Origin of the sequence: Ancylobacter terrae, from assembly GCF_045108345.1 — a bacterium.
GTDB lineage: Bacteria > Pseudomonadota > Alphaproteobacteria > Rhizobiales > Xanthobacteraceae > Ancylobacter.
Map to the genome: position 1 here is coordinate 2,405,016 of NZ_JBJGXH010000001.1, position 22,965 is coordinate 2,427,980.

A 22,965-nucleotide genomic window follows, 5' to 3' on the forward strand; every position below is an offset into this window, starting at 1 on the left:
TCATATTATTGCGCAGCCCCCTTCCGATTGGCGTGAGCGAGGTTTAGTTGAAGGCGATGTCTGGCGCCCTGCCGGCGCGCACGCCCATTGCGAGGATCTTTCATGTCCCAGCCTGCTGCCGAGGTCACTTTCCCGAGTGTGTCGCTGTTCATCGACGGCGCATGGCGGGGCGGAACACAGCACAATGGCGCCGCAGCCGAGCAGCCGATCATCAACCCGGCGACCGAGGAGACCATCGGCATGCTGGCAAACGCCAGCAAGGCCGACCTCGACGCCGCGCTCGCCGCCGCCGAAAAGGGCTTCAGGGTATGGAGCCGGGTCGCCCCGCACGACCGCTACAAGCTGATGCGCAAGGCGGCCGAGATCCTGCGCGAGCGCTCCGAGTCGATCGCCCGCATCATGACGATGGAACAGGGCAAGCCGCTCCCGGAGGCGCGTATCGAGACGCTCGCCGCCGCCGACATCATCGACTGGTTCGCCGAGGAGGCCCGCCGCCTCTACGGGCGCCTGATCCCCGGCCGCTCGGGCAGCGTCGAGCAGGTGGTGATCAAGGAGCCGGTCGGCCCGATCGCCGCCTTCACGCCGTGGAACTTCCCGATCAACCAGGCGGTGCGCAAGGTCTCGGCCGCACTGGCCGCCGGCTGCTCGGTGATCCTGAAGGGCCCGGAGGAGACGCCGGCGAGCTGCGCCGCGCTCGTCAAGGCCTATGAGGATGCCGGCCTGCCGCCGGGCGTCGTCAATCTCGTCTTCGGCGTGCCCGCGGACATCTCCGAGTATCTGATCCCGAGCCCGGTGATCCGGAAGATCTCCTTCACCGGCTCGACCGTGGTCGGCAAGAAGCTGGCCAGCCTCGCCGGCGCGCACATGAAGCGCATTACCATGGAGCTCGGCGGCCATGCCCCGGCGGTGGTGTTCGAGGATGCCGACGTCGATACGGCCGTGAAGCTGCTCTCCGGCGCCAAGTTCCGCAATGCCGGGCAGGTCTGCGTGTCCCCCACCCGCTTCCTCGTGCACGAGAACCTCTATGAGCGCTTCGTCGACGGCTTCACCGAGGCGGTGAAGGCGATCAAGGTCGGCGACGGGCTAGACCCCGAGACGCGCATGGGCCCGCTCGCCAATGCCCGCCGGGTCGAGGCGATGGAAGCGCTGACCGCCGACGCCATCGCGCACGGCGCGAAGCTGAAGACGGGCGGCGAGCGCATCGGCAACAAGGGCTATTTCTTCCAGCCCACCGTGCTCGCCGACGTGCCGCTCTCGGCGCGCATCATGAACGAGGAGCCATTCGGGCCGGTGGTGCCGATCTCGTCGTTCCGCGACCATGAGGCGGTGCTCGCCGAGGCCAACCGCCTGCCCTATGGCCTCGCCGCCTATGCCTATACGACGTCGCACAAGACGGCGGCCGAGTTCTCCCGCCGGGTGGAGAGCGGCATGATCTCCGTCAACCACCACGGCCTCGCCCTGCCCGAGACGCCGTTCGGCGGCATCAAGGATTCCGGCTACGGCTCGGAAGGCGGCATCGAGGCGATCGAGGCCTATGTGAACACGAAGTTCGTGACGCAGACGGGCGTGTGAAGCAGGAACACAGGGTTTCGGGGAAACGGTCATGAGCCAGCCGGATGCTCTGGATTGGCTCATGGCCTGGTACCGAAGCAACTGCGATGGCGACTGGGAGCATAGCTTCGGCGTAAAGATCACGACGCTCGACAACCCGGGCTGGTCTGTCGCGATCGATCTAACCGGAACGGGCGTGGATGGACTCCATTTCCCGAGCCGTCAGCACAATTATGAACACGAGGCGGATTGGTGGCTTTGCCGCACGGAAGATAACAAGTTCATCGGCGTGGGTGGCCCGATGCACCTCGGATCGATCATTGAGGTGTTCCGCAGCTGGGTCTTGTCGACGGCGCATTGAGCTGCGCCATCGACCCTACCCCCTCCCCCGCACCACTGTCCGGATCGCGAAGTTCGACTGGATGCGGGCCACGCCCGGCAGGCGGGAGAGCACCTCCTTGTGGATGCGCTCATAATCCGCCGCGTTGTGGGTCTCGACCCGCAGCACATAGTCCGACAGCCCGGTCATCAGGTAGCACTCGCGCACCTCGGGGCATTTGCGCACGGCCGCCTCGAAGCGGTTGAGATAGTCCTCGGTCTGGCGGTCGAGCGTGATCTGCGTGATCACCACCGCGACGTCGCCGTCGACCGGCTCGTCGATGATCGCCGCATAGCCGCGGATGACCCCGCTCTCCTCCAGATGCCGCAGCCGCCGCAGGCAGGCGGAGGGCGAGAGGCCCACCTCCTCGGCGAGCTTCGCATTGCTCATGCGCCCGTCGCTGCGCAACAGGCGTACAATATGCGCGTCGATGGCATCGAGGTTCATGGCAGATTCGGCGAAAGCGCCGCATGTTATTGCATCTTGGATATCAAATGAGCGGAAAGCGGCGCTCATTGCAATGACAATGATCGATTGTTGCGCCTAGACTTGTCGTAGTCCCAATCCATCTGCAGGCGCCGTCCCGCAAGGCGGCGCCGTTGCCCGTTCCGCCGGAGAGCACTGTGAAGGTCGTCATTCTGGGCAGCGGCGTGGTGGGCGTCACCTCCGCCTATTATCTCGCCAAGGCCGGCCACGAGGTGGTGGTGATCGACCGCCAGCCGGCGGCGGCGCTGGAGACGAGCTTCGCCAATGCCGGCGAGATTTCGCCGGGCTATTCCGCGCCGTGGGCCGGGCCGGGCGTGCCGGTCAAGGCGATCAAGTGGATCACCATGAAGTTCGGCCCGCTGGTGATCCGGCCGATGCTGGACCCCGCCATGTGGCGCTGGGGCGTGCAGATGCTGCGCAACTGCACCGCGGAGCGCTACGCCGTGAACAAGGCGCGGATGGTCCGCATCGCCGAGTACAGCCGCGACTGCTTCAAGGAACTGCGGGCGGAGACCGGTATCGCCTATGACGAGCGCCAGCAGGGCACGCTGCAGCTGTTCCGCACCCAGAAGCAGCTCGACGGCACCGGCGGCGACATCGCCGTGCTGAAGGCCTCGGGCGTGCCCTACGAACTGCTTGACGTGGCCGGCTGCATTGCCGCCGAGCCGGCGCTGGCGCGGGTGAAGGACAAGTTCGTCGGCGGCCTGCGCCTGCCGGGCGACGAGACCGGCGACTGCCACATCTTCACCCAGAAGCTCGCCGCCATGGCCGCCGATCTCGGCGTCACCTTCCACTACGACACCACGATCGACCGGATCGAGACCGATGGCGGCCGCATCACCGCCGTCGCCACCAATATCGGTCGCATCATCGGCGACGCCTATATCCTCTCGCTCGGTAGCTTCTCACCCAAGCTTGCCGGGCCGCTCGGTCTCGACCTGCCGATCTATCCGGTAAAGGGCTATTCCATCACCGTGCCGATCGCCGATGCTGCCGCCGCGCCGGTGTCGACCGTGATGGACGAGACTTACAAGATCGCCATCACCCGGCTCGGCGACCGCATCCGGGTCGGTGGCACCGCGGAGCTCGCCGGCTACGATACCTCGCTGCATGAGGGCCGGCGCCGGGCGCTGGAGCATTCCGTCGCCGACCTGTTCCCGGATGGGGGCCGCCTGCCGGAGGCCACCTTCTGGGCGGGACTGCGGCCGATGACGCCGGATGGCACGCCGATCATCGGCGGCACGCGCTATCCGAACCTCTACCTCAATACCGGCCACGGCACGCTGGGCTGGACCATGTCCTGCGGATCGGGGCGCCTGATCACCGATCTCGTCTCGGGGCGGACACCGGAGATCGATACCGAGGGGCTCGGCCTTTCCCGCTACGCCTGAGCCCTCGGCGGGCACACGGGAATCGGCTATCAGGCCGCAGCTTCACGCGGCGGCCGCGATCAGGCCGCCGAGCACGGGCCGAGCATGGATCTCAGCGTCTTCCTGGCGGTGATCGCGGCGGCAGCCATGCACGCCGGCTGGAACGCCATACTCAAGATCCGGCTCGACCCGTTCGTCGCCGTCGTGCTGGTCAACGCCGCCTGCGGCATCATCGCCCTGCCCGCCGCGCTCTGGCTTGGGCCGCCCCCGCTCGCCATCTGGCCTTGGATCGGCGCCTCCGTGCTGATCCACGTCGCTTATTATCTCACCCTGTCTGGCGCCTATCGGCGTGCCGACATGGGGCAGGTCTATCCGGTCGCGCGGGGGAGTGCGCCGCTGATGACCAGCATTCTCTCGGCCACGCTGCTGGGCGAGGATATCGGCGTGCAGGGCTTCGCCGGCGTGCTGCTGCTGGCGATGGGCATCCTCGTCATCGCCCGGCGGGCCGGCGGCATGGTGTTCGACCGCACGGCGCTGCTGCTGGCGCTGGGCTGCGGCGTGACCATCACCGCCTATACGCTGGTCGACGGCACGGGCGCCCGGCTGGCGCCGAGCCCCCATATCTATTCGGCGTGGCTGTTCATCGGCGACGGCGCCTTCATCACGCTGTTCGCCTTGCTGTGGCGGGGTCCGGCCGCGCTGAAGCCGGCGCTCTCCTTCATTGGGCCGGGATTTGCGGGCGGCGCCATGTCGCTCTCCGCCTACTGGATCTCGATCTGGGCGATGACGCGGGCGCCGATCGGCCTCGTTGCGGCGGTACGGGAATCGAGCGTCCTGTTCGGCGCCGTCATCGCGGTGATCTGGCTGCACGAACCGCTGCGCGCCAACCGCCTTGCGGGCGCGGGCCTCATCATGGCCGGGCTGGTGCTGATCAAGCTGCACTGAGCGCGCGCCTGTGCTCCATTCACCGTCATGACCGTCTCAGAGCCCGGCGCGATTCGCGCGCCATCTCCGCCCGTCGTTCTCGACGATGCCTTCGAGGCGCCGATCGCGCGCCTGCGCGAGGGCGCGCCGGTCACGCTCGTGCTGGGTGGGGCCGGAACCGGCAAGACCAGCTTCCTGCATGCCCTGCGCAAGGCCGGCGGCACGAAGCAGGCGTTTCTGGCGCCGACCGGCGTCGCGGCGCTGCAGCTTGGCGGCCAGACCATCCATTCGTTCTTCGGCCTGCCGCCGCGCCTGCTGAACCCTGAGGACGTGAAGCCCCGGGCTCAGCGGCGCACCGTGCTCAAGAAGCTGGAACGGCTCGTCATCGATGAAATCTCGATGGTACGCGCCGACGTGCTCGACGCGGTCGACCGCTGCCTCCGTATTGCGCGGGCCGATGCCGCCCCCTTCGGCGGGGTGCAGATCGTGCTCGTCGGCGACTTCCTGCAACTGCCACCGGTCGTTCCGACGGCGGAACGCGAGATTCTCGGCCGCATGGGCTATCGCGGTCCCTTCGCGTTCGACGCGCAGGTGCTGGACGAGGCGGAGGTGACCCGCCTGCCCTTCACCCGGGTCTACCGCCAGACCGATGTCGCCTTCGCGGCAACGCTCGCCGACCTTCGCTCCGGGCGCCGGGTAGCGGAAGCCGTGGCGCAGATCAACGAGGCGGCGTATGGCCCCCACCGCACCGGCCGCGTGCCGGTGGTGCTGGCGCCGACCAATGCGCGCGTCGACGCCTATAACCGGCAGGGCCTCGAGCAGCTCACCGACTTCCCCCGCACCTTCGGCGGCGTGATCCAGGGCGAATTCGACCTCGCCAATGACCGCCTGCCGGTACCGGAGGAACTGACCCTGAAGGTCGGCGCGCGCGTCATGGCAGTGCGGAACGACCCCGAGAAGCAGTGGGTCAACGGCTCGGTCGGCACGGTCATCGGCCTCGCCGCGGACCGTGCCTTCGTCCGGCTCGACGCCGGTTCCGTCGTCGAGATCGAGCGGGTGAGCTGGGATCGTATCCGCTACGACTGGGACGAGGATGCCGGGAAGGTCGAGGCAAAGGTGATCGGCAGTTATTCGCAGCTGCCGCTGGTGCCGGCATGGGCCGTCACCGTGCACAAGGCGCAGGGGCTCACCCTCGACGATGTCCGCATCGATCTCGACAGCGGCGCCTTCGCAGCCGGTCAAGCCTATGTGGCGCTGTCCCGCGCGCGCTCGCTGGAGGGACTCTCGCTCGCGCGACCGCTCCGTCCGGACGATATCCGCATCGACCGGCGCGTCGCCGCCTTCACGGCGGAGTTTGAACGGGCAGCACTTGCCGATATATAACATTATATTTATGTGTTTTATTTAAATCCACATCAGCCTGTTTACATCGACCATCTTTTCGATAGACTATGGTCCCAATGAGGGAGAGGGCCATGGCCTCGCGCACACCGCGCCGTTATCGCGATACGCTGATGTTCGTCGTCGCCTATGGGGTGATCGCGGCCGCCGTGCTGTTCGCGCGCCCACTCCCAGGGTCCGTTCCGGCTTCGCCGGAGCCCAGCCAAGCGGTATCCTCGCGCTGATAAGAGAGGGCGGCGCTCATCGCCCACTGGAAATTTTCGGCACGATCGATCATCTATGTCGGCGACGGCCGCGGGTCAGACTCTCGCGGGTCGAAGGGCGGGATCGAGCGGATAGATGCTGACCAACAAGGGTAAATACGGCCTCAAGGCGATGATCCACCTCGCCATGCTGGAGCCCGGCTCGACGGCCATGGGTGCGGAGATCGCTGCCGTCAACAACATTCCCAAGAAATTCCTCGACGCCATCCTGCTGGAACTGCGCAATGCGGGCATGCTGCGCTCGAAGAAGGGCCCCGGCGGCGGCTATGCGCTTTCGCGCACCCCTCGTGATATCCGTGTCGGGCACATCATCCGCACGCTGGACGGTCCGCTCGCCCCGATCGGCTGCGCCAGCAAGAGCGCCTTCGTGCCGTGCGAGGACTGCCAGGACGCCGCGACCTGCGCCGTGCGCATCACCATGAGCCGCGTGCGCGACGCGATGTCGGATATCCTCGATCGCATGACGCTCGCCGAGATGGTCGAATACGGCCGGGCGGCCAACCCTGACCTGATGTACCATATCTGATGCCCGCCCTGTTCGGCCTCGTCGCCCACGACAGCAAAAAGGACGAGATGGTCGCCTGGGTGCGCGCGCATCGGGAGGCGCTGTCTCGTTTCGATATCGTCGCCACCGGCACGACGGGCGGCCGCATTCTGGATGCCTGCCCTGATCTGCGCGTCACGCGCCTGAAAAGCGGCCCGCTCGGCGGCGACCAGCAGATCGGCGCGCTGATTGCCGAGGGACGGATGTGCGGGCTGGTCTTCCTCATCGACCCTTTGACCGCCCAGCCGCACGACGTGGACGTCAAGGCGCTCATGCGGCTGGCGGTTCTCTATGACGTGCCGCTGGCGCTGAACCGCGCCACCGCCGAAATGCTGATCGGAAACGTACGCAGCAGCTGAGCATCCGCTCATCGCACATTGAAGCGCACCGGTACGACGAAGCTGAGGCTGGCGCCGCCGACACCCTCGGGCGGCGGCGGGACCGGCGAGGCGCGCCGCACCATGGCTACCGCCTCGGCATCCAGCAGCGCGCTGCCCGACGAGGCGGCGATCCGCGCCGCGGTCACCTGCCCGGTGCGGTTGATGGTGAAGGCCACGCGCGGCTGGCCCTGAGTACTGCCGGCGCCGGCCGGATAACGCTTGTGCCGGTTCAGATGCGCCATGAGGCGGCTGCGCCAGTCAGCCGGCGAGACGCTGCGCGAGGAGGCCGCACCGGCGGAGGGCGCTGCGACGCGGTCGGACGGGTTGGCCGCCACCGACGAGCTGACGCGGGTGCGAGGTGCTGGCGGGCGCTGGCTAGCGTCCTGCTTCGGTCTGGGCTTCGGCGGCTGCACGGGCTTCGGGCGCACCTCGGGCTTGGGCGGCGGCTTCGCCTCGATGCGCTGCACCGCGGGCCGCGGCGGCGGCGGCGGCGGCGGAAGTTCTGGCGGCGTAAGCTCCGCCGCAAGCGCGAGCGGCGGGGGGAGCGGCACCTCGATGTCCTCCACCGGCGCCGGCGCGACCTCCGGCACCGGTTCGGGCGGCAGTTGCGCGACGGGCTCGGGAGCCAGCGGCTCGGATATCGGCTCCGGTGGCGGCAGTTCGGCGCGCTCCACCGGTTCCGTCTTCACCTCTTGAGGCACGGGCTCGGGGGCCTCGATCATGTCGGGGGCCGGCGGCGCCTCCATCGGCACATCCTCGGGGGCCACCGGCACGGGAGCCAGTTCGACCATCACCGCCGCTTCTTCAGCCGGCGCGGCGACATCAGGCCGCGATCGCAGATAGCCGATGAATGCGACATGCACCGCAAGCACGATGGCCCCGGCGGCGAGCCACCGAGACGCCTCCCCCGCCCGGCCGCGCGGTCCGTGTTCCAGCAGTACCAGGCTCATGGAGGCGAAGCCTCGGCAGGTGAAACGCCACCCCCGGCGGGAGCCTCCAGCCCCACCAGCGCGATCTTGAGGTAACCCGCCGCACGGAGCCGGTTCATCACCTCCATGAGGTCGCCATAGGCGACGGCCTTGTCGGCGCGCAGGAAGATGCGCTTGTCCGGATCGCCCTCGCTTGCGCGTATCAGGGCGCCGGCGAGAGCCTCGGGCGCGATCACCTCCTCGCCTACCGCGAGCGACAGGTCCGCCTTCACGGTGAGATAGAGCGGCTTGTCGGGACGCGGCTGCGGCTGCGCCGTCGAGGCGGGCAGGTCGACCTTGACGTCGACCGTCGAGAGCGGGGCGGCGACCATGAAGATGATCAGCAGCACCAGCATCACGTCGATGAACGGCGTGACGTTGATCTCGTGGTTCTCGGCGAGTTCGTCGCCATCCCCGACCGGCAGCCGTGACGCCATGGCCGCGACGCCTATTCCGCTGCCGCGCGCAGGTGCGCGCCGCGCGGCCGAACGTGATCGCTCGCCGCGCGGTCGAGATCGCGCGAGAGCAGGCGCAAGGTCTCGGCCGAAGCGTCGCCGAGCAGCGCGCGATAACCCGACACCTGCCGGCTGAAATGATTGTAGATCACCACGGCCGGTATCGCCGCGACGAGACCGATGGCCGTCGCAAGCAGCGCTTCGGCAATGCCGGGCGCGACCACGGCGAGGTTCGTCGTCTGGGCCTTCGAGATGCCGATGAACGAATTCATGATGCCCCACACCGTGCCGAACAGGCCGACGAAAGGGGCCGTCGCGCCGATGGTGGCCAGCTGGCCGGTGCCGCGCGTCATGCGCCGGCCGGCGCCTGCTTCGATGCGCGCCAGCGCGATGGCGACGCGCTCCTTGATGCCCTCCGCCGGCAGGCCTGCCGATCGTTCGAGTTCGAGTTCGGTCGCGCCCAGCATCGCGGCGGCGGGACCTCCCGCACGCTGGGCGGCGGTGCGGGCTTGCGCGAGCCCCACGCTGGCGAGCAGAACGCGCAGGGCTCGCCTGAGCCGGCCGACGGCGAACCAGAGTTCCAGCGTCTTGGCGATCCAGATCGTCCACGTCAGCACCGAAGCCAGAGCGAGACCGATCATGACCGCCTTGACCACCCGATCGGCGGCCAGAAACATGCCCCAGGGCGACAGGTCGTGCGGCAGCAGAGCGGCGATGTCGCCTGCTCCGGCGCCATCGCGGGCATCCATGCCGACCGCGCCGGGCTGATCCGCCGCGCTCGCCGGAAGCGGCGCCGCGGCCGGTTCGACCCGGGCGACAGGGGCCTGCGGAGCCGGCACTTCCTGCGCGCCGGCCGGTACCGCGATCGCGAGCCCCAGCAGGAGGGCCGCGAGACGGGCAAGGCGGGTCGTGGAGCGACTGAAGCGGCGCGGCATCGGCTTTACCCGTGTTGCGTTTGGCCGCGCCCTGCCGCCCGGTCGCCGAACGCGCCGCGCCGGCGGGCGCCGCCAGTCCGGGCAGGCTTAACCCTCAGCACCGTCGAGCGACAACAGATAATTGTGTGAAGACCCTCAATATAGAATTGTTGAAATATAAATCAGGCCGCCACAACGGCGGATATTCTCACGATTCTAAACTGGAATTACTTTGATGTGGATGACAGCACCTTCCCCGGATTGAGACGGCCGTCGGGGTCGAGCGCGGATTTCAGCCGGCGCATGAGATCGAGGCCGACAGGGTCGCCGTAATGCGCCAGTTCCTGCTGCTTGAGCCGGCCGATGCCGTGCTCGGCGGCGATCGAGCCGTCCATGTCGACGACGATGTCGTGGACGATGCGGTTGAAATGCTCCCACTGGGCGATGAATGCCGCCTTCTCCATCCCCACCGGCTGGCTCAGATTGAAATGGATATTGCCGTCGCCGACATGGCCGAACGGACAGGGCCGTATCCCCGGCATCGCCGTCTCGACCGCCTCCAGCGCGCGGCGGAGGAAGGCCGGCACGCGGGAGACCGGCACGGAGACGTCGTGCTTGATCGAGCCGCCCTCGTATTTCTGCGCTTCCGACATGTCCTCGCGCAGACGCCAGAGCCCATCGGCCTGCGCGCCGCTGGCGGCGATCACCGCATCCAGAACCTCTTCCGCCTCGAAAGCGGCGCCGAGCGTGGTTTCCATCAGGCCGGCGAGGTCGAAGGCGCGGGTCGGCGCGGAGAGTTCGACCAGCACGTACCAGGGATAGTCCTGCGCCATCGGGCGCACTGTGCCCGGCATGTGCTTCAGCACCGTCTCCAGCCCGAAATGCGCCATGAGCTCGAATGTGGTCAGGGCGTCTCCCGCCTCGCCGCGGAAGCGGCGCAGCAGCTTCAGCGCCTCCTCCGGCGAGGCGACGCCCGCGAAAGCGGTGGCGCGCTGGGCCGGCTGGGGGAACAGCTTCAGCACGGCGGCGGTGATGATGCCGAGCGTGCCTTCCGTACCCAGAAAGAGCTGCTTCAGATCATATCCCGCATTGTTCTTGCGCAGCCGCCGGAGTCCGTTCCACGCCCGCCCGTCGGCGAGCACGACTTCGAGACCCAGCACCAGCTCCTTGGCGTTGCCATAGCGAAGCACCGCCGTGCCGCCGGCGTTGGTCGCGAGATTGCCGCCGATCCGGCAGGAGCCCTGCGAGGCGATGTGGAGCGGGAACAGGCAGCCCTCGGCCTCCGCCGCATGGTGGACGGCATCGAGCGTGCAGCCCGCCTCGACCGTCATGGTCATGTCGATCGGATCGACCTCGCGAATCCGGTCGAGCCGGCCGAGCGAGAGAAGAACCTCGCCGAACGGCACCTGCCCGCCGACCAGCCCGGTATTGCCGCCCTGGGGCACGATGGAAACGCCTGCGGCGGCACAGGCGGCCACCACATAGGCCACCTCCTCCGTCGAGCCGGGACGCACCACGGCGGGCGTCCGGCCATGATAGAGCCCCCGCTCCTCGACAAGATAAGGCGCCATGTCCTCCGGTGCGGTGAGGACATGGCGGGCGCCGAGGCGACCGGTGACGTCGGCGAGGAGCGCGGCGATATCGGGCATGGGACAACTGCGTGAGGGGTCGCGTGGTCGCCTATACAGGCCGACCGCAGGCAGCAGCACAAGCCCCTGCCCCTACGGAGTTCACCCCGCAAGCGGCGCCATGCTCTCCCGGGTCATGCTCGCCTGGGTCTTGCCCCGCGCCGACGCATCCCCTATCCCGGCGCCATGGCACCCCCTCTCCTCCTCCTGCAGGACACGCGGCTCACGTTTGGCGGCACGCCGCTGCTCGAAGGCGCGGAACTCTCCGTCTCGTCCGGGGAGCGCGTCGGTCTCGTCGGGCGCAACGGCTCCGGCAAGTCGACCCTGCTCAAGATCGCCGCCGGCCTCGTGCAGGCCGATAGCGGCGCGCGCTTCGTCCAGCCGGGCGCGACCGTGCGCTACCTGCCGCAGGAGCCGGACCTGTCGTCGTTTCCGACCACGCTTGCCTATGTCGAAGCGGGCATGGGGCCGGGCGATCAGGAATACCGGGCGCAATACCTGCTCGACCAGCTCGGCCTGACCGGCCAGGAAGATCCCGCGCGCCTCTCCGGTGGCGAGGCCCGCCGGGCGGCGCTCGCCCGCGTGCTGGCACCGGAACCCGACATCCTGCTGCTGGACGAGCCCACCAACCATCTCGACCTTCCGGCGATCGAATGGCTGGAAAGCGAGATCGCCTCCTCCCGCTCGGCGCTCGTTCTGATCAGCCATGATCGCCGCTTCCTCGAGGACCTCACCCGCACCACCGTCTGGCTCGACCGGGGCCGTACCCGGCGGATGGAGCGCGGCTTCAAGTTCTTCGAGGAATGGCGCGACCAGGTGCTGGAAGAGGAGGAGCGCGAGCAGCACAAGCTCGACCGCAAGATCGCGGCGGAGGAACACTGGATGCGCTACGGCGTCACCGCCCGGCGCAAGCGCAACATGCGCCGTGTCGGCGAACTCGCCGAGATGCGCAAGCAGTTCCGCGAGCACCGTCGCGCCCTCGGCACCGTCACGATGACGAAGACCGAGGCCGACGTTTCCGGCAAGCTGGTGATCGAGGCGGACGGCATCGCCAAATCCTTCGCCGGCCGGCCGATCGTGGCGGATCTGTCGATCCGCATCCAGCGCGGCGACCGTATCGGTATCGTCGGGCCGAACGGCGCCGGCAAAACGACGCTGCTGAAGATGCTCACCGGTGACCTCGTGCCCGATCGCGGCACGGTGAAGCTCGGCACCAATCTGGAAATGGCGACGCTCGACCAGCGCCGCGCCGCGCTCGATCCCGAGCGCAGCGTGCGCGACACGCTGACCGAGGGGCGCGGCGACCAGGTGTTCGTCGGCGGCAATCCGCGCCACGTCATCGGCTACATGAAAGACTTCCTGTTCAGCCCGGAGCAGGCGCGCACGCCGGTCGGCGCCCTCTCGGGCGGCGAGCGCGGGCGGCTGCTGCTGGCGGTGGCGCTGGCGCAGGCCTCGAACCTCTTGGTGCTCGACGAGCCCACCAACGATCTCGACCTCGAGACGCTCGACCTCCTGGAGGAGATGATCGACGACTATGCCGGCACCGTGCTGCTGGTGAGCCACGACCGCGATTTCCTCGACCGGACCGTGACCGCGGTGATCGCTTTCGAGGGCGGCGGCCGCTGGGGCGTCTACGCCGGCGGCTATTCCGACATGGTGGCCCAGCGGGGGCACGGCGTTCGCGCGCGCGAAGGCGAATTGCGGGAGAGCGGCGCCAAGGCCAGCGTCGTGGCGCCGGCTGCCGCGAAGTCGGCCCTCAAGCGCAAGCTCTCCTTCAAGGAAAAGCACGCGCTCGACACGCTGCCGAAGACCATCGCCAAGCTCGAGGCCGAAATCGCGACGCTCGCGAAGAAGATGGAAGCGCCCGACCTCTACACCCGCGACCCCGCCGGTTTTGCCAAGGCCTCCGCCGCGCTGGAGAAGGCGCAGGGCGAACTCGCGCGCGCCGAGGAGGAGTGGCTGGAACTCGAGATGCTGCGCGAGGAACTCGGGGCGTGAGCCGCCTCATTCCCCTCGCCTCGCCCGACGATCCGCGCATCGACGCCTATCGCGTCATCAAGGAGCGCGACCTGCAGGGGCGCGGCGGGCGCTTCGTGCTGGAGGGGCGCACGGTGCTCGACGTCGCGCTCTCCCCGCGCAACCGCTTCGGCGTGGAATCCCTGCTGCTCTCGGAAAGCCGGATCGGTGCATTGGGCGCCCTGCTGGCGGGCGTGCCGGAGGGTGTACCAGTCTATACGGCGAGCCAGCCCATACTCGACGGCATCACCGGCTTCCACATCCATCGCGGCCTGCTCGGCATCGGCCTGCGCGGTGCGGAGCCGGACGCCGCCTCCCTGCTGGCCGCGCTGCCCGACAGGGCGCTCGTCGTCGTCCTGATCGGCGTGTCGAACCACGACAATGTCGGGGGCATCCTGCGCAATGCTGCCGCCTTCGGGGCCGACGCGGTGCTGCTCGACGCCTCGTCCTGCGATCCGCTCTACCGGAAGGCGGTGCGGGTCTCGGTCGGCGGCAGCCTCATCGTTCCCTTCGCCCGCGGCGGGTCGGGCGCGGATATCCTCGACCTGCTGGAGCATCACGCCATCGTGCCGCTGGCGCTCAGCCCCTCGGGCGCGGAGACCCTCGCCGAGGTCGTGCGGCCGAACCGCGCGGCCCTGCTGCTGGGCGCGGAGGGGCCGGGCCTGCCGGAGGCGCTGCTGGCGCGGGCGCTTACCGTCCGCATCCCGATGAGCGGGGGATTCGACTCGCTTAACGTTGCCACTACGTCGGGCATCGCGCTCCATCAATTGACCTGCAATTCACGCCCAGAAGGCGTATGATACCCGGCAAGCGTCCGGCGGCGAACGACCGGTCGCGCACGTCCGGGAGAGACGTCATGCGATATGCCAAGCCCCTTCTCGCCGTCGCGGTGCTGATCGCGCTGACGACTGCTGCCGAAGCCCAGGAAGCCGGGGCCGACCGGACCTGGAACGAACTGAAGCCGGACGTGTTCGGCGAACGCCCGATCACGGATGGGAGCCCGCTGGTGCGCCTCACGGCGCCGACCCGCGCCGAGGACGCCGCCATGGTGCCGGTGGAGGCGGAGGTGATGCTGCCCGCCGGCGACCCGCGCACGATCAGGAAACTCACCCTGATCGTCGACGAGAACCCCGCGCCCGTTGCCGCCACCTTCACCTTCGGGGGGCAGCGGCATGACGTGACGCTCGCCACCCGGCTGCGGGTGAACTCCTATTCCTATGTGCGGGCCATCGCCGAGACCAGCGATGGCGCGCTGCACATGGCCGAGCGCTATGTGAAGGCCTCGGGCGGGTGCTCGGCGCCGGCGATGAAGGATGAGGAAGCCGCGCTCAAGAATATCGGCCAGATGAAGCTGCGCTATGTCGCGGACGGCCAGCAGGGCGATGCGACGCAGGCCAACCGCCTGTCCCGCCTCCAACTGATGATCCGTCACCCGAATTATTCCGGGCTGCAGATGGACCAGGTCACGCGGCTCTACATTCCGGCGAAGTTCGTGAACCAGATCGCCGTCAAGCAGGGCGACGACCTCGTCTTCACGATGGAGGGCGGCATCTCGCTCAGCGAGGATCCCAACATCCAGTTCTCCTTCGAGCCGAACGGCAAGGAGATTCGCGTCGAAGCCGCCGATACCGACGGCCGCTCCTTCGAGGGCGAACTGAAGCCGGCGGGCTGACGGACGGGCGTAGCCCGGCCGCCGGACAGCGCGGCCATGCGCATCAGGGCCTAAAGCGCTCAGTAGAAGCAGGTCACCTCGGCTTCGGCCTGGGCGCGGCGCAGGTCGGCGACCATGTCGCGGAACATGCCGGTCGAGCGGAAGATTTCCGCCTGCTGGCCGGTCACCTGGCCGACGCTCAGGATGGTCTCGGCCTCGACATACTTGTCATAGGGCAGGATGGTCGCGATCGTGTCGATCGAGCAGGAGCACTTTTCCAGCGCCTGTCGGGTCTGGCCGTTGGCGGCCATACAGCCGAACACGTAGTCGGCCCTGGCGACGGTCGGATAGTCGTTGACGATCCCCGCCGCGACCTGGGGTGCGCTCGCCCCACCCATGGTCACGCCGGCCGGACCGACGAGGCCCTGCGTCACCGGGCCGGCCATCGGCGCGGCGGCGGGCTGTTGCGCCCGGGCCGGGGCAGCGGACAGGGCGGCGGCCAGCATCAGGCTCGATATCAGCAAACCGGAACGGCGCATCCTCGTGTCCTTTCCTATTTCGGCGCTGCGGGTGTCGTGGCGGGAGCGGCACCGGCGGCGGGCGGCGTCGAGCCGGTCAATGTCAGGCTGGTCTCGATCATGTTGGACTTGCCGTCCGCCTGCGGCGTGATCACCCGGATCGCGTAGATGCCGCCCGGCACCTCGTCGGCGAACACGAACTCGTAGCGCCGGCCGGCGAGTTCGAGCAGCTTGTCCTTGTTCGGATCGGTGGCGAACGGCATCATGGTGAGCTTCCAGGCCGGAACGCTGCGCCCGTCATAGTCGACGCGCGTCTCCTCGACCTTGCCCGCGACCAGCCCGTCCTTCACCCGGTTGCGGAGATAGAAGGGGCTTCCCTTGCTCAGCGCAGCCATTTCGCGCACGTCGCGTTCCAGCAGCACCAGCGAGATCGGATTGCCGTTCATGGTCGGAAAGGGGCCGGCCTCGCGGTGCTGGGTGCCGCGCATGATATCGACATCGGCAATGCGCTTGGCGCCATCCTGCGGATCGGCGTCGATCTTCAGCTCCATCGTTTCGTTGAAGCTCTCGCCGAGCTTTTCCTCGGCCGTGACGTGCTTGTAGACATAGGCGATGCGCGTGCCCGGCGCGATTTTCTGGAGATAGGGCTGCTCGAAGAACAGCTCCGTGCCTGTCGGTTCCGCGCGGGCGCCGGAAACGCCCAGCGACACGCCGAGCGTGAGAGCCGCAATGGCGACCGCAAGATACTTCATCGAACGCCTTCTCCCTGATCGTTTTTTGTTGTCGTCGCGTCCGCGGCTGGCGTCAGGACGAGCGATCCCCCCTGAGATAGCGCCGATAATCATACTGCGCCACGCCGGCGGCCGCCTCGGTCGTCGCCAGCGCGAGCAAATCTGCGTGCAGCGGCGATTTGTGGCAGGCCGGATCGGTCGCCGCCGCATCGCCGGCGATCGCCATGGCTTGGCAGCGGCAGCCGCCCCAGTCGATCTCCTTGCGCTCGCAGGAGCGGCACAGATCCGGCATCCAGTCGGTGCCGCGGAAGGCGTTGAAGGCCGGCGAATTCTGCCAGACGTCCTGCAGCGCGTGCTCCCGCACGTTCCAGAAATCGAGGCTCGGAATGGTCTCCGCCGCGTGACACGGCAGCACTTTGCCCGAGGGCGTGACGTTGAGCGACTGCCGACCCCAGCCGTTCATGCATGGCTTCGGGTATTTCGCGTAGTAATCCGGCACGACCGCGTCGATGACCAGCTGGCCCTTCAGCCGCTCGCGGGCCTTCTCGACGATATCCAGCGCCGTAAACACCTGCTCGCGGGTCGGCATCAGCGCGGCGCGGTTGCGCAGCGCCCAGCCGTAGTATTGCGCGTGGGCAATCTCGACGCGCTTGGCGCCGAGCTTCATCGCAAGGTCGATGAAGTCGGGGATCTGATGGATGTTGGCCCGATGCACCACCGCATTGACGGTCAGCGGGATGCCGAGCCGGCGCACCTCGGCGGCGAAGGCGAGCTTGCGCTCGAAGGCGCCCCGATAGCCGGAGACATGCTCGGTCACCGGCCCGTCCGCCCCCTGGAAGGAGAGCTGGACATGATCGACGCCGGCCTCCGAGATCGCCGCGAGGCGTTCAGGGGTGACGCCGACGCCGGCGGTGATGAGGTTGGTGTAGAGCCCGACCTCGACGCAGCGGCGGATCATCGCCTCGAGATCGCGCCGCGAGGTCGGTTCGCCCCCCGACAGGTGGACCTGGAGCACGCCGAGCTTCGCCGCCTCCTCGAACACCCGCAGCCAGGTCGTGGTGTCGAGCTCGCCATCACGGCGGTCGAGCTCGACCGGGTTGGAGCAGTAGGGACATTGCAGCGGGCAGCGATGCGTCAGTTCGGCCAGCATCCCGTAGGGCGGCGGCACCGGCGGTCGGCCGGCCTCGACCGGACGCGCGGTGGGCGCGAGATCGGTGAGCGCATTCATGGCCATGCCTCCCTCATGGGCGCATCTCCAGCATACCCTTTTCCATCAGGTCGCCGAGAAACGCCGAGACATCGGCGGCGATCTGGTTGCGATCGGCAGCGAAGGTCGCCGCGAGATCGTCGACGATGCCGTCCAGCGTGCGCGCGCCATCGACGCGCTTCAGGATCTCCACCGCCACCCCGTCGGGCTGCAGCACACGCTCGGGCGCCAGCAGCACCCATTGGCCGCGCGCCTCGTCGTGACGCAGGCGCACACCACGCGCGAAGCGCGGCACGCCGGTGGTGGCGAGGCTCGCCTCCACCTCAGCGCTCCGCTGGCGCAAAGGCGCCGGGATAGGCCATCTTCGGCTCGACATAGGCGAAATAGAGCGCGTCGAGCTGCACCCAGAGCACGTCGCATTTGAATTCCAGCGCGCGGATCGCCTGCTCCTGCTGCTCGGGCGTCCTGGCGTGCTGCTTGACGTAGTCGAGCGCGAAATCGGCGTCGCGCGGCGCCTGCGTCAGGCGCTTGTCGAAATAGGCGAGCGTGTCCTTGGACACGAAATCGTAATTGGCCAGCATCCCGGCCACCCGCTCGCCGATGATGCCGGGCGAGAACATTTCGGTGAGCGAGGAGGCGATCGCCTCGAGCAGGGTCTTGTCGCGCACGAAGTGCACATAGGCGTCGACCGCAAAGCGGGTCGCCGGCAGCAGGCCGCGCAGCGAGGTCACGTAATCACGCTCGAGCCCGAGGCTGTCGGTGAGCTTGAGCCAGCGGGCGATGCCGCCATCGGCCTCGCTGTCGCCGTCATGGTCAATGATGCGCTGGCGCCAGATGCGGCGCAGCTCGGCCTCCTCCATGCGGGCGAGCACGGAGGAATCCTTCACCGGGATCATCGCCTGATAGTAATAGCGGTTCAGCGCCCAGGCCTGCACCTGGCCGAAGCTCAGCTTGCCGCCGTGCAGCAGCTTATGGAACGGGTGCAGATTGTGATAGCGGCGCGCGCCGACATCGCGCAGGCGCCGCTCGAGTTCCTCGGGAGACAGCAGGGCAGTCACAGGTCGATCTCCATCCCGTCCTCGGCGATCTCCCACCCGGCGGCGCGGGCCTCGGCCCGTTCCGGCGAATCCTCGATCAGAACCGGGTTTGTATTGTTGATGTGCACATAGATGCGGCGGCCGAGCCTGAGCCCGCTCAGCGCAGCCATCGAGCCCTCGGCGCCCGACATCGACATGTGCCCCATGCGTCGTCCGGTCTTGGTCCCGACACCGGCCAGTTGCATCTCGTCGTCGCGCCAGAGCGTGCCGTCGAAAAGAACGACATCGGCGCCGTCGAGCCGCGCCCGCAGCGCGTCGGTCATGGCAGCGCAACCGGGTATATACAGAAGCCGCGCGCCGTTGGCGCGCAGCTCGACGCCAACCGTCTGCTCGCCCTCGACCGCGGTGGCGAGCTCCCCGGCACGGGCGACTTCGCCCGCCTCAAGGTAGAGCGCGACCTTGCCCGGCACCGGGAAAATCTCGGCGCTGACGCCGTCGGCCAGCGCGAACGCCTGGTTGAACTGTACCGTTCTTCGGTCCACAACGCCCGGCGCCAGAACGTCGAAGACGCTGTTCCCGCCGATCACGGCGTGAACAGCCGCCGTCGCGTGGAGATGGAACGGTTGCGCCTCCCGCAGGCTCAACAGGCCGGCGATATGATCGATGTCCGCATTGGTCAGCAGCACATCGCCCACCGGCGAATGGCGACGCCCCTCACGCGGGTGAAGCAGCTTGACCTGAGCGATCTGCGACAGAATCTCCGGCGCACAGTTGACGAGCGCCCAACGCTCCCCGTCAGCGCTAACCGCCAGTGACGATTGCGTCCGGCGGCGGACACGCGGATCGCCAGCCCACGCCAACCCGCACACCGGACAGCGGCAATTCCACTGCGGGAAGCCGCCGCCGGCGGCCGAGCCAAGCACGACGGCTCGCAGCCGGACGTCCGGGCGGGTCATCAGGATGTCTCCGGATCAGCCCGCCCCGAGGCGTCAGATGTCCGCCGGGAAGTACGCGTTGACTTCCATGCCGACGCAGACTTCGACGATGCGGGGAGTGGACCAGGCCATAGCAACTTCCTCCATGGTTGATTCCGCCTCCAGAAAGATAAGAACTTAATAAGAGGCGGATTTATCGTCACGTAATGACCGCGACGGAACTAACCTGTGCGCCCGATGCCCTGCCGTCAAGCATCATCCGTTCAAAAAACATCCGTCATTGGTCGCACGGGAAGTATATCCCGGAACATTTCCTTGTGCGCCGCAACACGCGGGAAGAGCAACTTCACGTCTGAAGCATGAAACCGCGCCCGCGCACGGTCACGATGAGTTGACCGCCGTCGGGCAGCGCCTCGGACAGCTTGTGCCGCAAATAGCCGACATAGACGTCCACCACATTGAGCGACGCCCCGCCGTGTCCAGCCCAGAGCGCGGTGAAGATATCCGCCCGTGCGAGCGGCTCGCCGGCGTGTCGCATCAGCAGCGCCAGCAGATCCACCTCGCGCTCGGTAAGCCGGACACGCGTGTCGCCGAGCCGGGCCTGCCGCGTTTCGAGGTCGAGCGTCAGCGCACCGGCCGTCAGCGAACGCGGGTCGTCCTCGCTCGTGCTGCGGCGAAGCGCCTGCACCTTCACGCGTGCGAGGAGTTCCTCGAACGCGAAGGGCTTCACGATGTAGTCATCGGCGCCGGCAAGAAGGCCCTCGGTCCGCTCGTTCACGCTGGATCGGGCCGAAAGCATGATGATCGGGGCGGTCTGGCCGGCGGCACGAAGCGCCTTGCACACATCGATGCCGGAGCGGCCTGGCAGCATGACATCGAGGATGATGGCCTCCAGCGCCCGGCCGCTGGCGGCGCGCAGCGCGTCCTCGCCGTCGCCGACAAGTTCGACCTGATATTTTTCCGAGGCGAAGCCGCGCCGAAGCAGCGAGCCGATATCGGCATCGTCCTCGACGATCAGGATGGTCATTGTGCAGCCTCCAGCGTCAGATGCGGCAGCACCGCGGGGAAGCGCAGGGTGACGACCGTTCCCGAGGGCCCGCCCTCCTCGCCCTGCCGCACGCTCTCCACCTCGATGCCTCCATCCTGACGCTCCACGATCCATTTCGCGAGTGCGAGACCAATGCCGAATCCGGCTCCTTCGCGCGAGCCGTCCCCGCCACGCCAGAAGCGCTCGAAGACGTGCGGCAGCTCGTCGCGGGGGATGCCACGCCCCCGGTCCACGACCCGGATGACGGCGCTGTCGCCCTCGGCATCCGCCTCGATGCGGATCGGCTGGCCGGGCGGGGAATGGCGAACGGCATTGTCGACGAGGCCCTCGATCACCTGCCGCAGCCATTCGCGGTCGGCTTCCACGGCAAGGCTGCGGTGCGGGCAAACGACATCGAGCGGATTTCCCGTGGCGCGCGCAAGCGGCGCGGCACTCTCGCGCACCTCCTCCAGCAGGTCGGCCACCGGCACCAGTATACGATCGAGCTCGATCTGCCCGGTCTCGGAACGCGCCACGCGCAGCAGGTCCTCGACCCGGCGGTGGAGGCGGCGTGCGCGCGACTGGATGACGACGAGCGCCGCGCGCAGATCCTGCGGGGCCGGCTCCGCCTGCCGCAACGTGACCTCCGCTTCGCCGAGGATGACGGTGAGCGGCGTGCGCAACTCGTGGCTCACATCGGTGAAGAAGCGCCGGCGCGCCTGATCGACCGCTTCCAGCCGGCTGTTGGCCTGCCGAAGCTCGGCGGTTCGGGCGTCGACGATTTCCCGCAGCCGGGTCTGATCCGCGACCAGCCGCCCCTCCCGGCGCGCGAGATGCGCCGCCATGCGGTTGAATCGGGCCATGGCCAGGCTGAGTTCGTCATGGCCGGCGACGGTGAGGCGCGTATCGGTGCGTCCACGCGCGATCGCCGCGGCGGCGGCGGCGACGTCGGCGATGCGGTCGACCACCGGCCGCGCCAGCATCTGGTAGAGAGCGACCGCGACGAGAACCGCGAGGGCCGCGCCGGCAACCGCCCAGCGCAGGGTGCGCGCTCGCAGGTCGTGGATCGCCTGCTGGGCCGAGCGGGCCGTGGCGCGCTCGTCCTCGATCGCCTGGCCGAGCGGCGCGCCGAAGCCGGCGGCGAACACGTCCAGCGCGACCCGCACGCCGGTGTCGTTGCCGGGAACCGCGAGCGAGGTCGCGATCTGCCGGTCGAGCACGTCGAACTGGGCCTTGAGGCGCGCGGCGATACGGCTGCGGGCGGCGATCAGCGTTCGCGCCTCCTCGTCGGAGAGCCGGGCGACATCTTCGCCCAGCGCCCGTTCGAAGCGGCCGAAGGCCTCGGCGACACGCTGGCGCGCCCCGGCGAGACCCGCGTCTCCCGTCGGATTGCGCGCGGCATCCTCAGCACGCGCCGCCTGCAGGGCGACCAGCGCGTAATCCCCGACGCGCCCGGAGATCGACGACAGCAGATCGAGGCGATGCTGGGCGGAAACCAGACGCTCGACATTGGCATCGGCGAGATTGAGCGCGGCCACGAGGGCGACCGCCGCGGCGCCCGTGACCAGGACGGCCACGGCGAGGAGCAACGCCATTCGAGCGCGCAACGAGCGGAATGATACGCGCCGCATGCCGTCCGATCCCGGGTTTATTGTCGAACAATGCCGTTGCCCCGGCCGCCATGAGGGGACCGGGCAGGGATCGCCATGATTTCACGTCCGGCCCGCCCACGCACGCTGCACCGCACCACGCGCGCCCGGAGAACGCTCCGGGGCGCGCGTGGGCCGTTGCCCGCAGATGGCTGAGGGAGCCGGAATGGAGACGCCCGGCGCTAGCCGGCGGCCGCCTTCTTGCCGTCATTCACGAAATCGATGCACTCGTCATATTCCTTCTCGCCGAGTTCGCGCTCGGCGCCCTTGAGCGCCTTGTTCAGCTTGTCGAGCTTGGCCTTGGCCGGCTTCTTGGCGATCTCGGCCTTGAGCACGGCAATGCCGTCGGTGCAGGTCTTGGCATCGTCCGCGCGGACGGCCGCGGTGCCGGCGACCAGCAGCGCCCCGGCGATCAGGATTCCCGTCAGTTTCATGGCGTATGGTCCTTCCCTTTTCCTTTTAGCGGCCGCTACTTGACGGTGAGCGTGCCCTTCATGCCCTTGTCCTGAAGCCCCTCGATCCACCAGTCGAACGTGCCCGTACGGATCGGCACGAACTCCAGCGCGATGGTGCCCTCCTCATCGAACTCGATGTGGTGGGGGGCGCCATAGGGGTGTATCTCCAGATGGTTGATGACGATCTGGTTCATCCACACGTTCCGGAAGAATTCCGGTGCCATGAACTTGTATTCCTTGCCGCCATTGGAAGTCACCTTGAGGCGGTAGGACTTGCCGCCCTCCATGGTGATGTCCTTCACCGGCACGGCGAAGTCATTGCCGTCCTTGTCGCCGAGGATGATCTCGGGCAGGTCCTGGCGGCCCTTGGCGAGATCGCCGGCGAGCGCCGGCCCCGCCAGCAGCGCGCCAGCGACGGCAACGGCGGCGAACAGGCGCCGAATGCGGATTTCCATGCGATCCTCCCTGTCATCTTG

General features: G+C 68.2%; 27 protein-coding genes. 11 read left to right on the forward strand and 16 right to left on the reverse strand.

What is annotated here, in order from left to right; all coding sequences use genetic code 11:
• The first annotated feature begins 102 nt into the window (after positions 1 to 102).
• On the forward strand, positions 103 to 1,572 hold the full coding sequence (locus ACEUEL_RS11570; protein WP_405705063.1) for an NAD-dependent succinate-semialdehyde dehydrogenase: 1,470 nt from the start codon (positions 103 to 105) through the stop codon (positions 1,570 to 1,572).
• A 31-nt stretch (positions 1,573 to 1,603) separates the two neighbouring features.
• Positions 1,604 to 1,912 carry an immunity 53 family protein gene (locus tag ACEUEL_RS11575; RefSeq protein WP_405705066.1) on the forward strand — a complete coding sequence of 103 codons (309 nt, stop codon included), beginning with the start codon at positions 1,604 to 1,606 and terminating at the stop codon, positions 1,910 to 1,912.
• A gap of 15 nt (positions 1,913 to 1,927) precedes the next feature.
• Here the strand turns inward: ACEUEL_RS11575 and ACEUEL_RS11580 are convergent, their stop codons facing one another.
• Positions 1,928 to 2,377, reverse strand: coding sequence for an Lrp/AsnC family transcriptional regulator (locus tag ACEUEL_RS11580; protein ID WP_405705069.1), 450 nt, complete (start codon positions 2,375 to 2,377; stop codon positions 1,928 to 1,930).
• Between the two features lie 176 nt (positions 2,378 to 2,553).
• Here ACEUEL_RS11580 and ACEUEL_RS11585 point away from each other — a divergent pair, with 176 nt between their 5' ends.
• The 6 genes from ACEUEL_RS11585 (at position 2,554) to ACEUEL_RS11610 (ending at position 7,277) form a co-directional block, all read left to right on the forward strand.
• Positions 2,554 to 3,807: a D-amino acid dehydrogenase gene (locus ACEUEL_RS11585; protein WP_405705072.1), complete on the forward strand. Its 1,254-nt coding sequence runs from the start codon at positions 2,554 to 2,556 to the stop codon at positions 3,805 to 3,807.
• 84 nt (positions 3,808 to 3,891) lie between these two features.
• On the forward strand, positions 3,892 to 4,731 hold the full coding sequence (locus ACEUEL_RS11590) for an EamA family transporter (protein WP_405705075.1): 840 nt from the start codon (positions 3,892 to 3,894) through the stop codon (positions 4,729 to 4,731).
• 27 nt (positions 4,732 to 4,758) lie between these two features.
• Entirely contained in the window at positions 4,759 to 6,093 is a 1,335-nt protein-coding gene (locus ACEUEL_RS11595; RefSeq protein WP_405705078.1) for an ATP-dependent DNA helicase, read from the forward strand.
• 92 nt (positions 6,094 to 6,185) lie between these two features.
• Positions 6,186 to 6,335, forward strand: a complete 150-nt coding sequence (locus ACEUEL_RS11600; protein WP_405705081.1) for a hypothetical protein — start codon at positions 6,186 to 6,188, stop codon at positions 6,333 to 6,335.
• A 115-nt stretch (positions 6,336 to 6,450) separates the two neighbouring features.
• Positions 6,451 to 6,900, forward strand: a complete 450-nt coding sequence (locus tag ACEUEL_RS11605) for an RrF2 family transcriptional regulator (protein ID WP_405705084.1) — start codon at positions 6,451 to 6,453, stop codon at positions 6,898 to 6,900.
• Entirely contained in the window at positions 6,900 to 7,277 is a 378-nt protein-coding gene (locus ACEUEL_RS11610) for a methylglyoxal synthase (protein ID WP_405705087.1), read from the forward strand. The genes ACEUEL_RS11605 and ACEUEL_RS11610 overlap by 1 nt, the downstream gene beginning before the upstream one ends.
• Before the next feature lie 8 nt (positions 7,278 to 7,285).
• Here ACEUEL_RS11610 and ACEUEL_RS11615 read toward each other — a convergent pair whose 3' ends face one another.
• The 4 genes from ACEUEL_RS11615 to ACEUEL_RS11630 form a co-directional block, all read right to left on the reverse strand.
• Complete coding sequence (locus tag ACEUEL_RS11615) at positions 7,286 to 8,248, reverse strand: energy transducer TonB family protein (protein ID WP_405705089.1); 963 nt, start codon at positions 8,246 to 8,248, stop codon at positions 7,286 to 7,288.
• Complete coding sequence (gene exbD, locus ACEUEL_RS11620) at positions 8,245 to 8,703, reverse strand: TonB system transport protein ExbD (RefSeq protein WP_405705092.1); 459 nt, start codon at positions 8,701 to 8,703, stop codon at positions 8,245 to 8,247. The genes ACEUEL_RS11615 and exbD overlap by 4 nt, the downstream gene beginning before the upstream one ends.
• Positions 8,704 to 8,714: 11 nt before the next feature.
• The gene (gene exbB, locus ACEUEL_RS11625; protein ID WP_405705095.1) at positions 8,715 to 9,656 is read right to left on the reverse strand and encodes a tonB-system energizer ExbB; all 942 of its coding nucleotides are present in this window, start codon (positions 9,654 to 9,656) and stop codon (positions 8,715 to 8,717) included.
• A 206-nt stretch (positions 9,657 to 9,862) separates the two neighbouring features.
• Positions 9,863 to 11,284: an FAD-binding oxidoreductase gene (locus ACEUEL_RS11630; RefSeq protein ID WP_405705098.1), complete on the reverse strand. Its 1,422-nt coding sequence runs from the start codon at positions 11,282 to 11,284 to the stop codon at positions 9,863 to 9,865.
• A 165-nt stretch (positions 11,285 to 11,449) separates the two neighbouring features.
• On the opposite strand from ACEUEL_RS11630, the gene ACEUEL_RS11635 reads away from it, so the two are divergent.
• Genes ACEUEL_RS11635 through ACEUEL_RS11645 form a run of 3 tightly spaced genes read left to right on the forward strand, consistent with a single transcriptional unit; the run spans position 11,450 to position 14,951 of the window.
• Positions 11,450 to 13,261, forward strand: a complete 1,812-nt coding sequence (locus tag ACEUEL_RS11635; RefSeq protein WP_405705099.1) for an ABC-F family ATP-binding cassette domain-containing protein — start codon at positions 11,450 to 11,452, stop codon at positions 13,259 to 13,261.
• Positions 13,258 to 14,079, forward strand: a complete 822-nt coding sequence (locus tag ACEUEL_RS11640; RefSeq protein WP_405705102.1) for a TrmH family RNA methyltransferase — start codon at positions 13,258 to 13,260, stop codon at positions 14,077 to 14,079. The genes ACEUEL_RS11635 and ACEUEL_RS11640 overlap by 4 nt, the downstream gene beginning before the upstream one ends.
• Positions 14,080 to 14,135: 56 nt before the next feature.
• Positions 14,136 to 14,951, forward strand: a complete 816-nt coding sequence (locus ACEUEL_RS11645; protein ID WP_405705105.1) for a quinoprotein dehydrogenase-associated SoxYZ-like carrier — start codon at positions 14,136 to 14,138, stop codon at positions 14,949 to 14,951.
• A 59-nt stretch (positions 14,952 to 15,010) separates the two neighbouring features.
• On the opposite strand, the gene ACEUEL_RS11650 is transcribed toward ACEUEL_RS11645, so the two are convergent.
• From ACEUEL_RS11650 to ACEUEL_RS11700, 11 genes are all read right to left on the reverse strand, one after another.
• Complete coding sequence (locus ACEUEL_RS11650; protein ID WP_405706724.1) at positions 15,011 to 15,328, reverse strand: hypothetical protein; 318 nt, start codon at positions 15,326 to 15,328, stop codon at positions 15,011 to 15,013.
• A gap of 155 nt (positions 15,329 to 15,483) precedes the next feature.
• Positions 15,484 to 16,200: a hypothetical protein gene (locus ACEUEL_RS11655; protein ID WP_405705108.1), complete on the reverse strand. Its 717-nt coding sequence runs from the start codon at positions 16,198 to 16,200 to the stop codon at positions 15,484 to 15,486.
• 52 nt (positions 16,201 to 16,252) lie between these two features.
• A complete protein-coding gene (gene pqqE, locus ACEUEL_RS11660; protein ID WP_405705110.1) occupies positions 16,253 to 17,407 on the reverse strand; it encodes a pyrroloquinoline quinone biosynthesis protein PqqE in 1,155 nt (384 codons plus the stop codon).
• A 13-nt stretch (positions 17,408 to 17,420) separates the two neighbouring features.
• Positions 17,421 to 17,708, reverse strand: coding sequence for a pyrroloquinoline quinone biosynthesis peptide chaperone PqqD (gene pqqD, locus ACEUEL_RS11665; protein WP_405705113.1), 288 nt, complete (start codon positions 17,706 to 17,708; stop codon positions 17,421 to 17,423).
• Position 17,709: 1 nt separating this feature from the next.
• Entirely contained in the window at positions 17,710 to 18,444 is a 735-nt protein-coding gene (pqqC, locus tag ACEUEL_RS11670; protein WP_405705115.1) for a pyrroloquinoline-quinone synthase PqqC, read from the reverse strand.
• Positions 18,441 to 19,358 (reverse strand): pyrroloquinoline quinone biosynthesis protein PqqB, encoded by a 918-nt coding sequence (gene pqqB / locus ACEUEL_RS11675; RefSeq protein WP_405706726.1) that lies wholly within the window; start codon positions 19,356 to 19,358, stop codon positions 18,441 to 18,443. Before pqqB ends, pqqC begins: the two co-directional genes overlap by 4 nt.
• Before the next feature lie 54 nt (positions 19,359 to 19,412).
• A complete protein-coding gene (pqqA, locus tag ACEUEL_RS11680) occupies positions 19,413 to 19,505 on the reverse strand; it encodes a pyrroloquinoline quinone precursor peptide PqqA (protein ID WP_405705117.1) in 93 nt (30 codons plus the stop codon).
• Between the two features lie 199 nt (positions 19,506 to 19,704).
• Positions 19,705 to 20,385 carry a response regulator transcription factor gene (locus ACEUEL_RS11685; RefSeq protein ID WP_405705120.1) on the reverse strand — a complete coding sequence of 227 codons (681 nt, stop codon included), beginning with the start codon at positions 20,383 to 20,385 and terminating at the stop codon, positions 19,705 to 19,707.
• On the reverse strand, positions 20,382 to 21,980 hold the full coding sequence (locus tag ACEUEL_RS11690; protein ID WP_405705123.1) for a sensor histidine kinase: 1,599 nt from the start codon (positions 21,978 to 21,980) through the stop codon (positions 20,382 to 20,384). The genes ACEUEL_RS11685 and ACEUEL_RS11690 overlap by 4 nt, the downstream gene beginning before the upstream one ends.
• A gap of 236 nt (positions 21,981 to 22,216) precedes the next feature.
• Positions 22,217 to 22,468: a hypothetical protein gene (locus ACEUEL_RS11695; RefSeq protein WP_405705126.1), complete on the reverse strand. Its 252-nt coding sequence runs from the start codon at positions 22,466 to 22,468 to the stop codon at positions 22,217 to 22,219.
• A gap of 35 nt (positions 22,469 to 22,503) precedes the next feature.
• Positions 22,504 to 22,944 (reverse strand): cupredoxin domain-containing protein, encoded by a 441-nt coding sequence (locus ACEUEL_RS11700; protein WP_405705129.1) that lies wholly within the window; start codon positions 22,942 to 22,944, stop codon positions 22,504 to 22,506.
• Positions 22,945 to 22,965 lie beyond the last annotated feature (21 nt).

Excerpts from the sequence above, each read along its gene's own strand:
- ACEUEL_RS11570 (WP_405705063.1), top strand. The coding sequence starts at position 103 with ATGTCCCAGCCTGCTGCCGAGGTCACTTTCCCGAGTGTGTCGCTGTTC.
- ACEUEL_RS11575 (WP_405705066.1), top strand. The coding sequence starts at position 1,604 with ATGAGCCAGCCGGATGCTCTGGATTGGCTCATGGCCTGGTACCGAAGC.
- ACEUEL_RS11580 (WP_405705069.1), bottom strand. The coding sequence starts at position 2,377 with ATGAACCTCGATGCCATCGACGCGCATATTGTACGCCTGTTGCGCAGC.
- ACEUEL_RS11590 (WP_405705075.1), top strand. The coding sequence starts at position 3,892 with ATGGATCTCAGCGTCTTCCTGGCGGTGATCGCGGCGGCAGCCATGCAC.
- ACEUEL_RS11595 (WP_405705078.1), top strand. The coding sequence starts at position 4,759 with ATGACCGTCTCAGAGCCCGGCGCGATTCGCGCGCCATCTCCGCCCGTC.
- ACEUEL_RS11600 (WP_405705081.1), top strand. The coding sequence starts at position 6,186 with ATGGCCTCGCGCACACCGCGCCGTTATCGCGATACGCTGATGTTCGTC.
- ACEUEL_RS11605 (WP_405705084.1), top strand. The coding sequence starts at position 6,451 with ATGCTGACCAACAAGGGTAAATACGGCCTCAAGGCGATGATCCACCTC.
- ACEUEL_RS11610 (WP_405705087.1), top strand. The coding sequence starts at position 6,900 with ATGCCCGCCCTGTTCGGCCTCGTCGCCCACGACAGCAAAAAGGACGAG.
- ACEUEL_RS11615 (WP_405705089.1), bottom strand. The coding sequence starts at position 8,248 with ATGAGCCTGGTACTGCTGGAACACGGACCGCGCGGCCGGGCGGGGGAG.
- exbD (WP_405705092.1), bottom strand. The coding sequence starts at position 8,703 with ATGGCGTCACGGCTGCCGGTCGGGGATGGCGACGAACTCGCCGAGAAC.
- exbB (WP_405705095.1), bottom strand. The coding sequence starts at position 9,656 with ATGCCGCGCCGCTTCAGTCGCTCCACGACCCGCCTTGCCCGTCTCGCG.
- ACEUEL_RS11630 (WP_405705098.1), bottom strand. The coding sequence starts at position 11,284 with ATGCCCGATATCGCCGCGCTCCTCGCCGACGTCACCGGTCGCCTCGGC.
- ACEUEL_RS11635 (WP_405705099.1), top strand. The coding sequence starts at position 11,450 with ATGGCACCCCCTCTCCTCCTCCTGCAGGACACGCGGCTCACGTTTGGC.
- ACEUEL_RS11645 (WP_405705105.1), top strand. The coding sequence starts at position 14,136 with ATGCGATATGCCAAGCCCCTTCTCGCCGTCGCGGTGCTGATCGCGCTG.
- ACEUEL_RS11650 (WP_405706724.1), bottom strand. The coding sequence starts at position 15,328 with ATGGGTGGGGCGAGCGCACCCCAGGTCGCGGCGGGGATCGTCAACGAC.
- ACEUEL_RS11655 (WP_405705108.1), bottom strand. The coding sequence starts at position 16,200 with ATGAAGTATCTTGCGGTCGCCATTGCGGCTCTCACGCTCGGCGTGTCG.
- pqqE (WP_405705110.1), bottom strand. The coding sequence starts at position 17,407 with ATGAATGCGCTCACCGATCTCGCGCCCACCGCGCGTCCGGTCGAGGCC.
- pqqA (WP_405705117.1), bottom strand. The coding sequence starts at position 19,505 with ATGGAGGAAGTTGCTATGGCCTGGTCCACTCCCCGCATCGTCGAAGTC.
- ACEUEL_RS11685 (WP_405705120.1), bottom strand. The coding sequence starts at position 20,385 with ATGACCATCCTGATCGTCGAGGACGATGCCGATATCGGCTCGCTGCTT.
- ACEUEL_RS11690 (WP_405705123.1), bottom strand. The coding sequence starts at position 21,980 with ATGGCGTTGCTCCTCGCCGTGGCCGTCCTGGTCACGGGCGCCGCGGCG.
- ACEUEL_RS11695 (WP_405705126.1), bottom strand. The coding sequence starts at position 22,468 with ATGAAACTGACGGGAATCCTGATCGCCGGGGCGCTGCTGGTCGCCGGC.
- ACEUEL_RS11700 (WP_405705129.1), bottom strand. The coding sequence starts at position 22,944 with ATGGAAATCCGCATTCGGCGCCTGTTCGCCGCCGTTGCCGTCGCTGGC.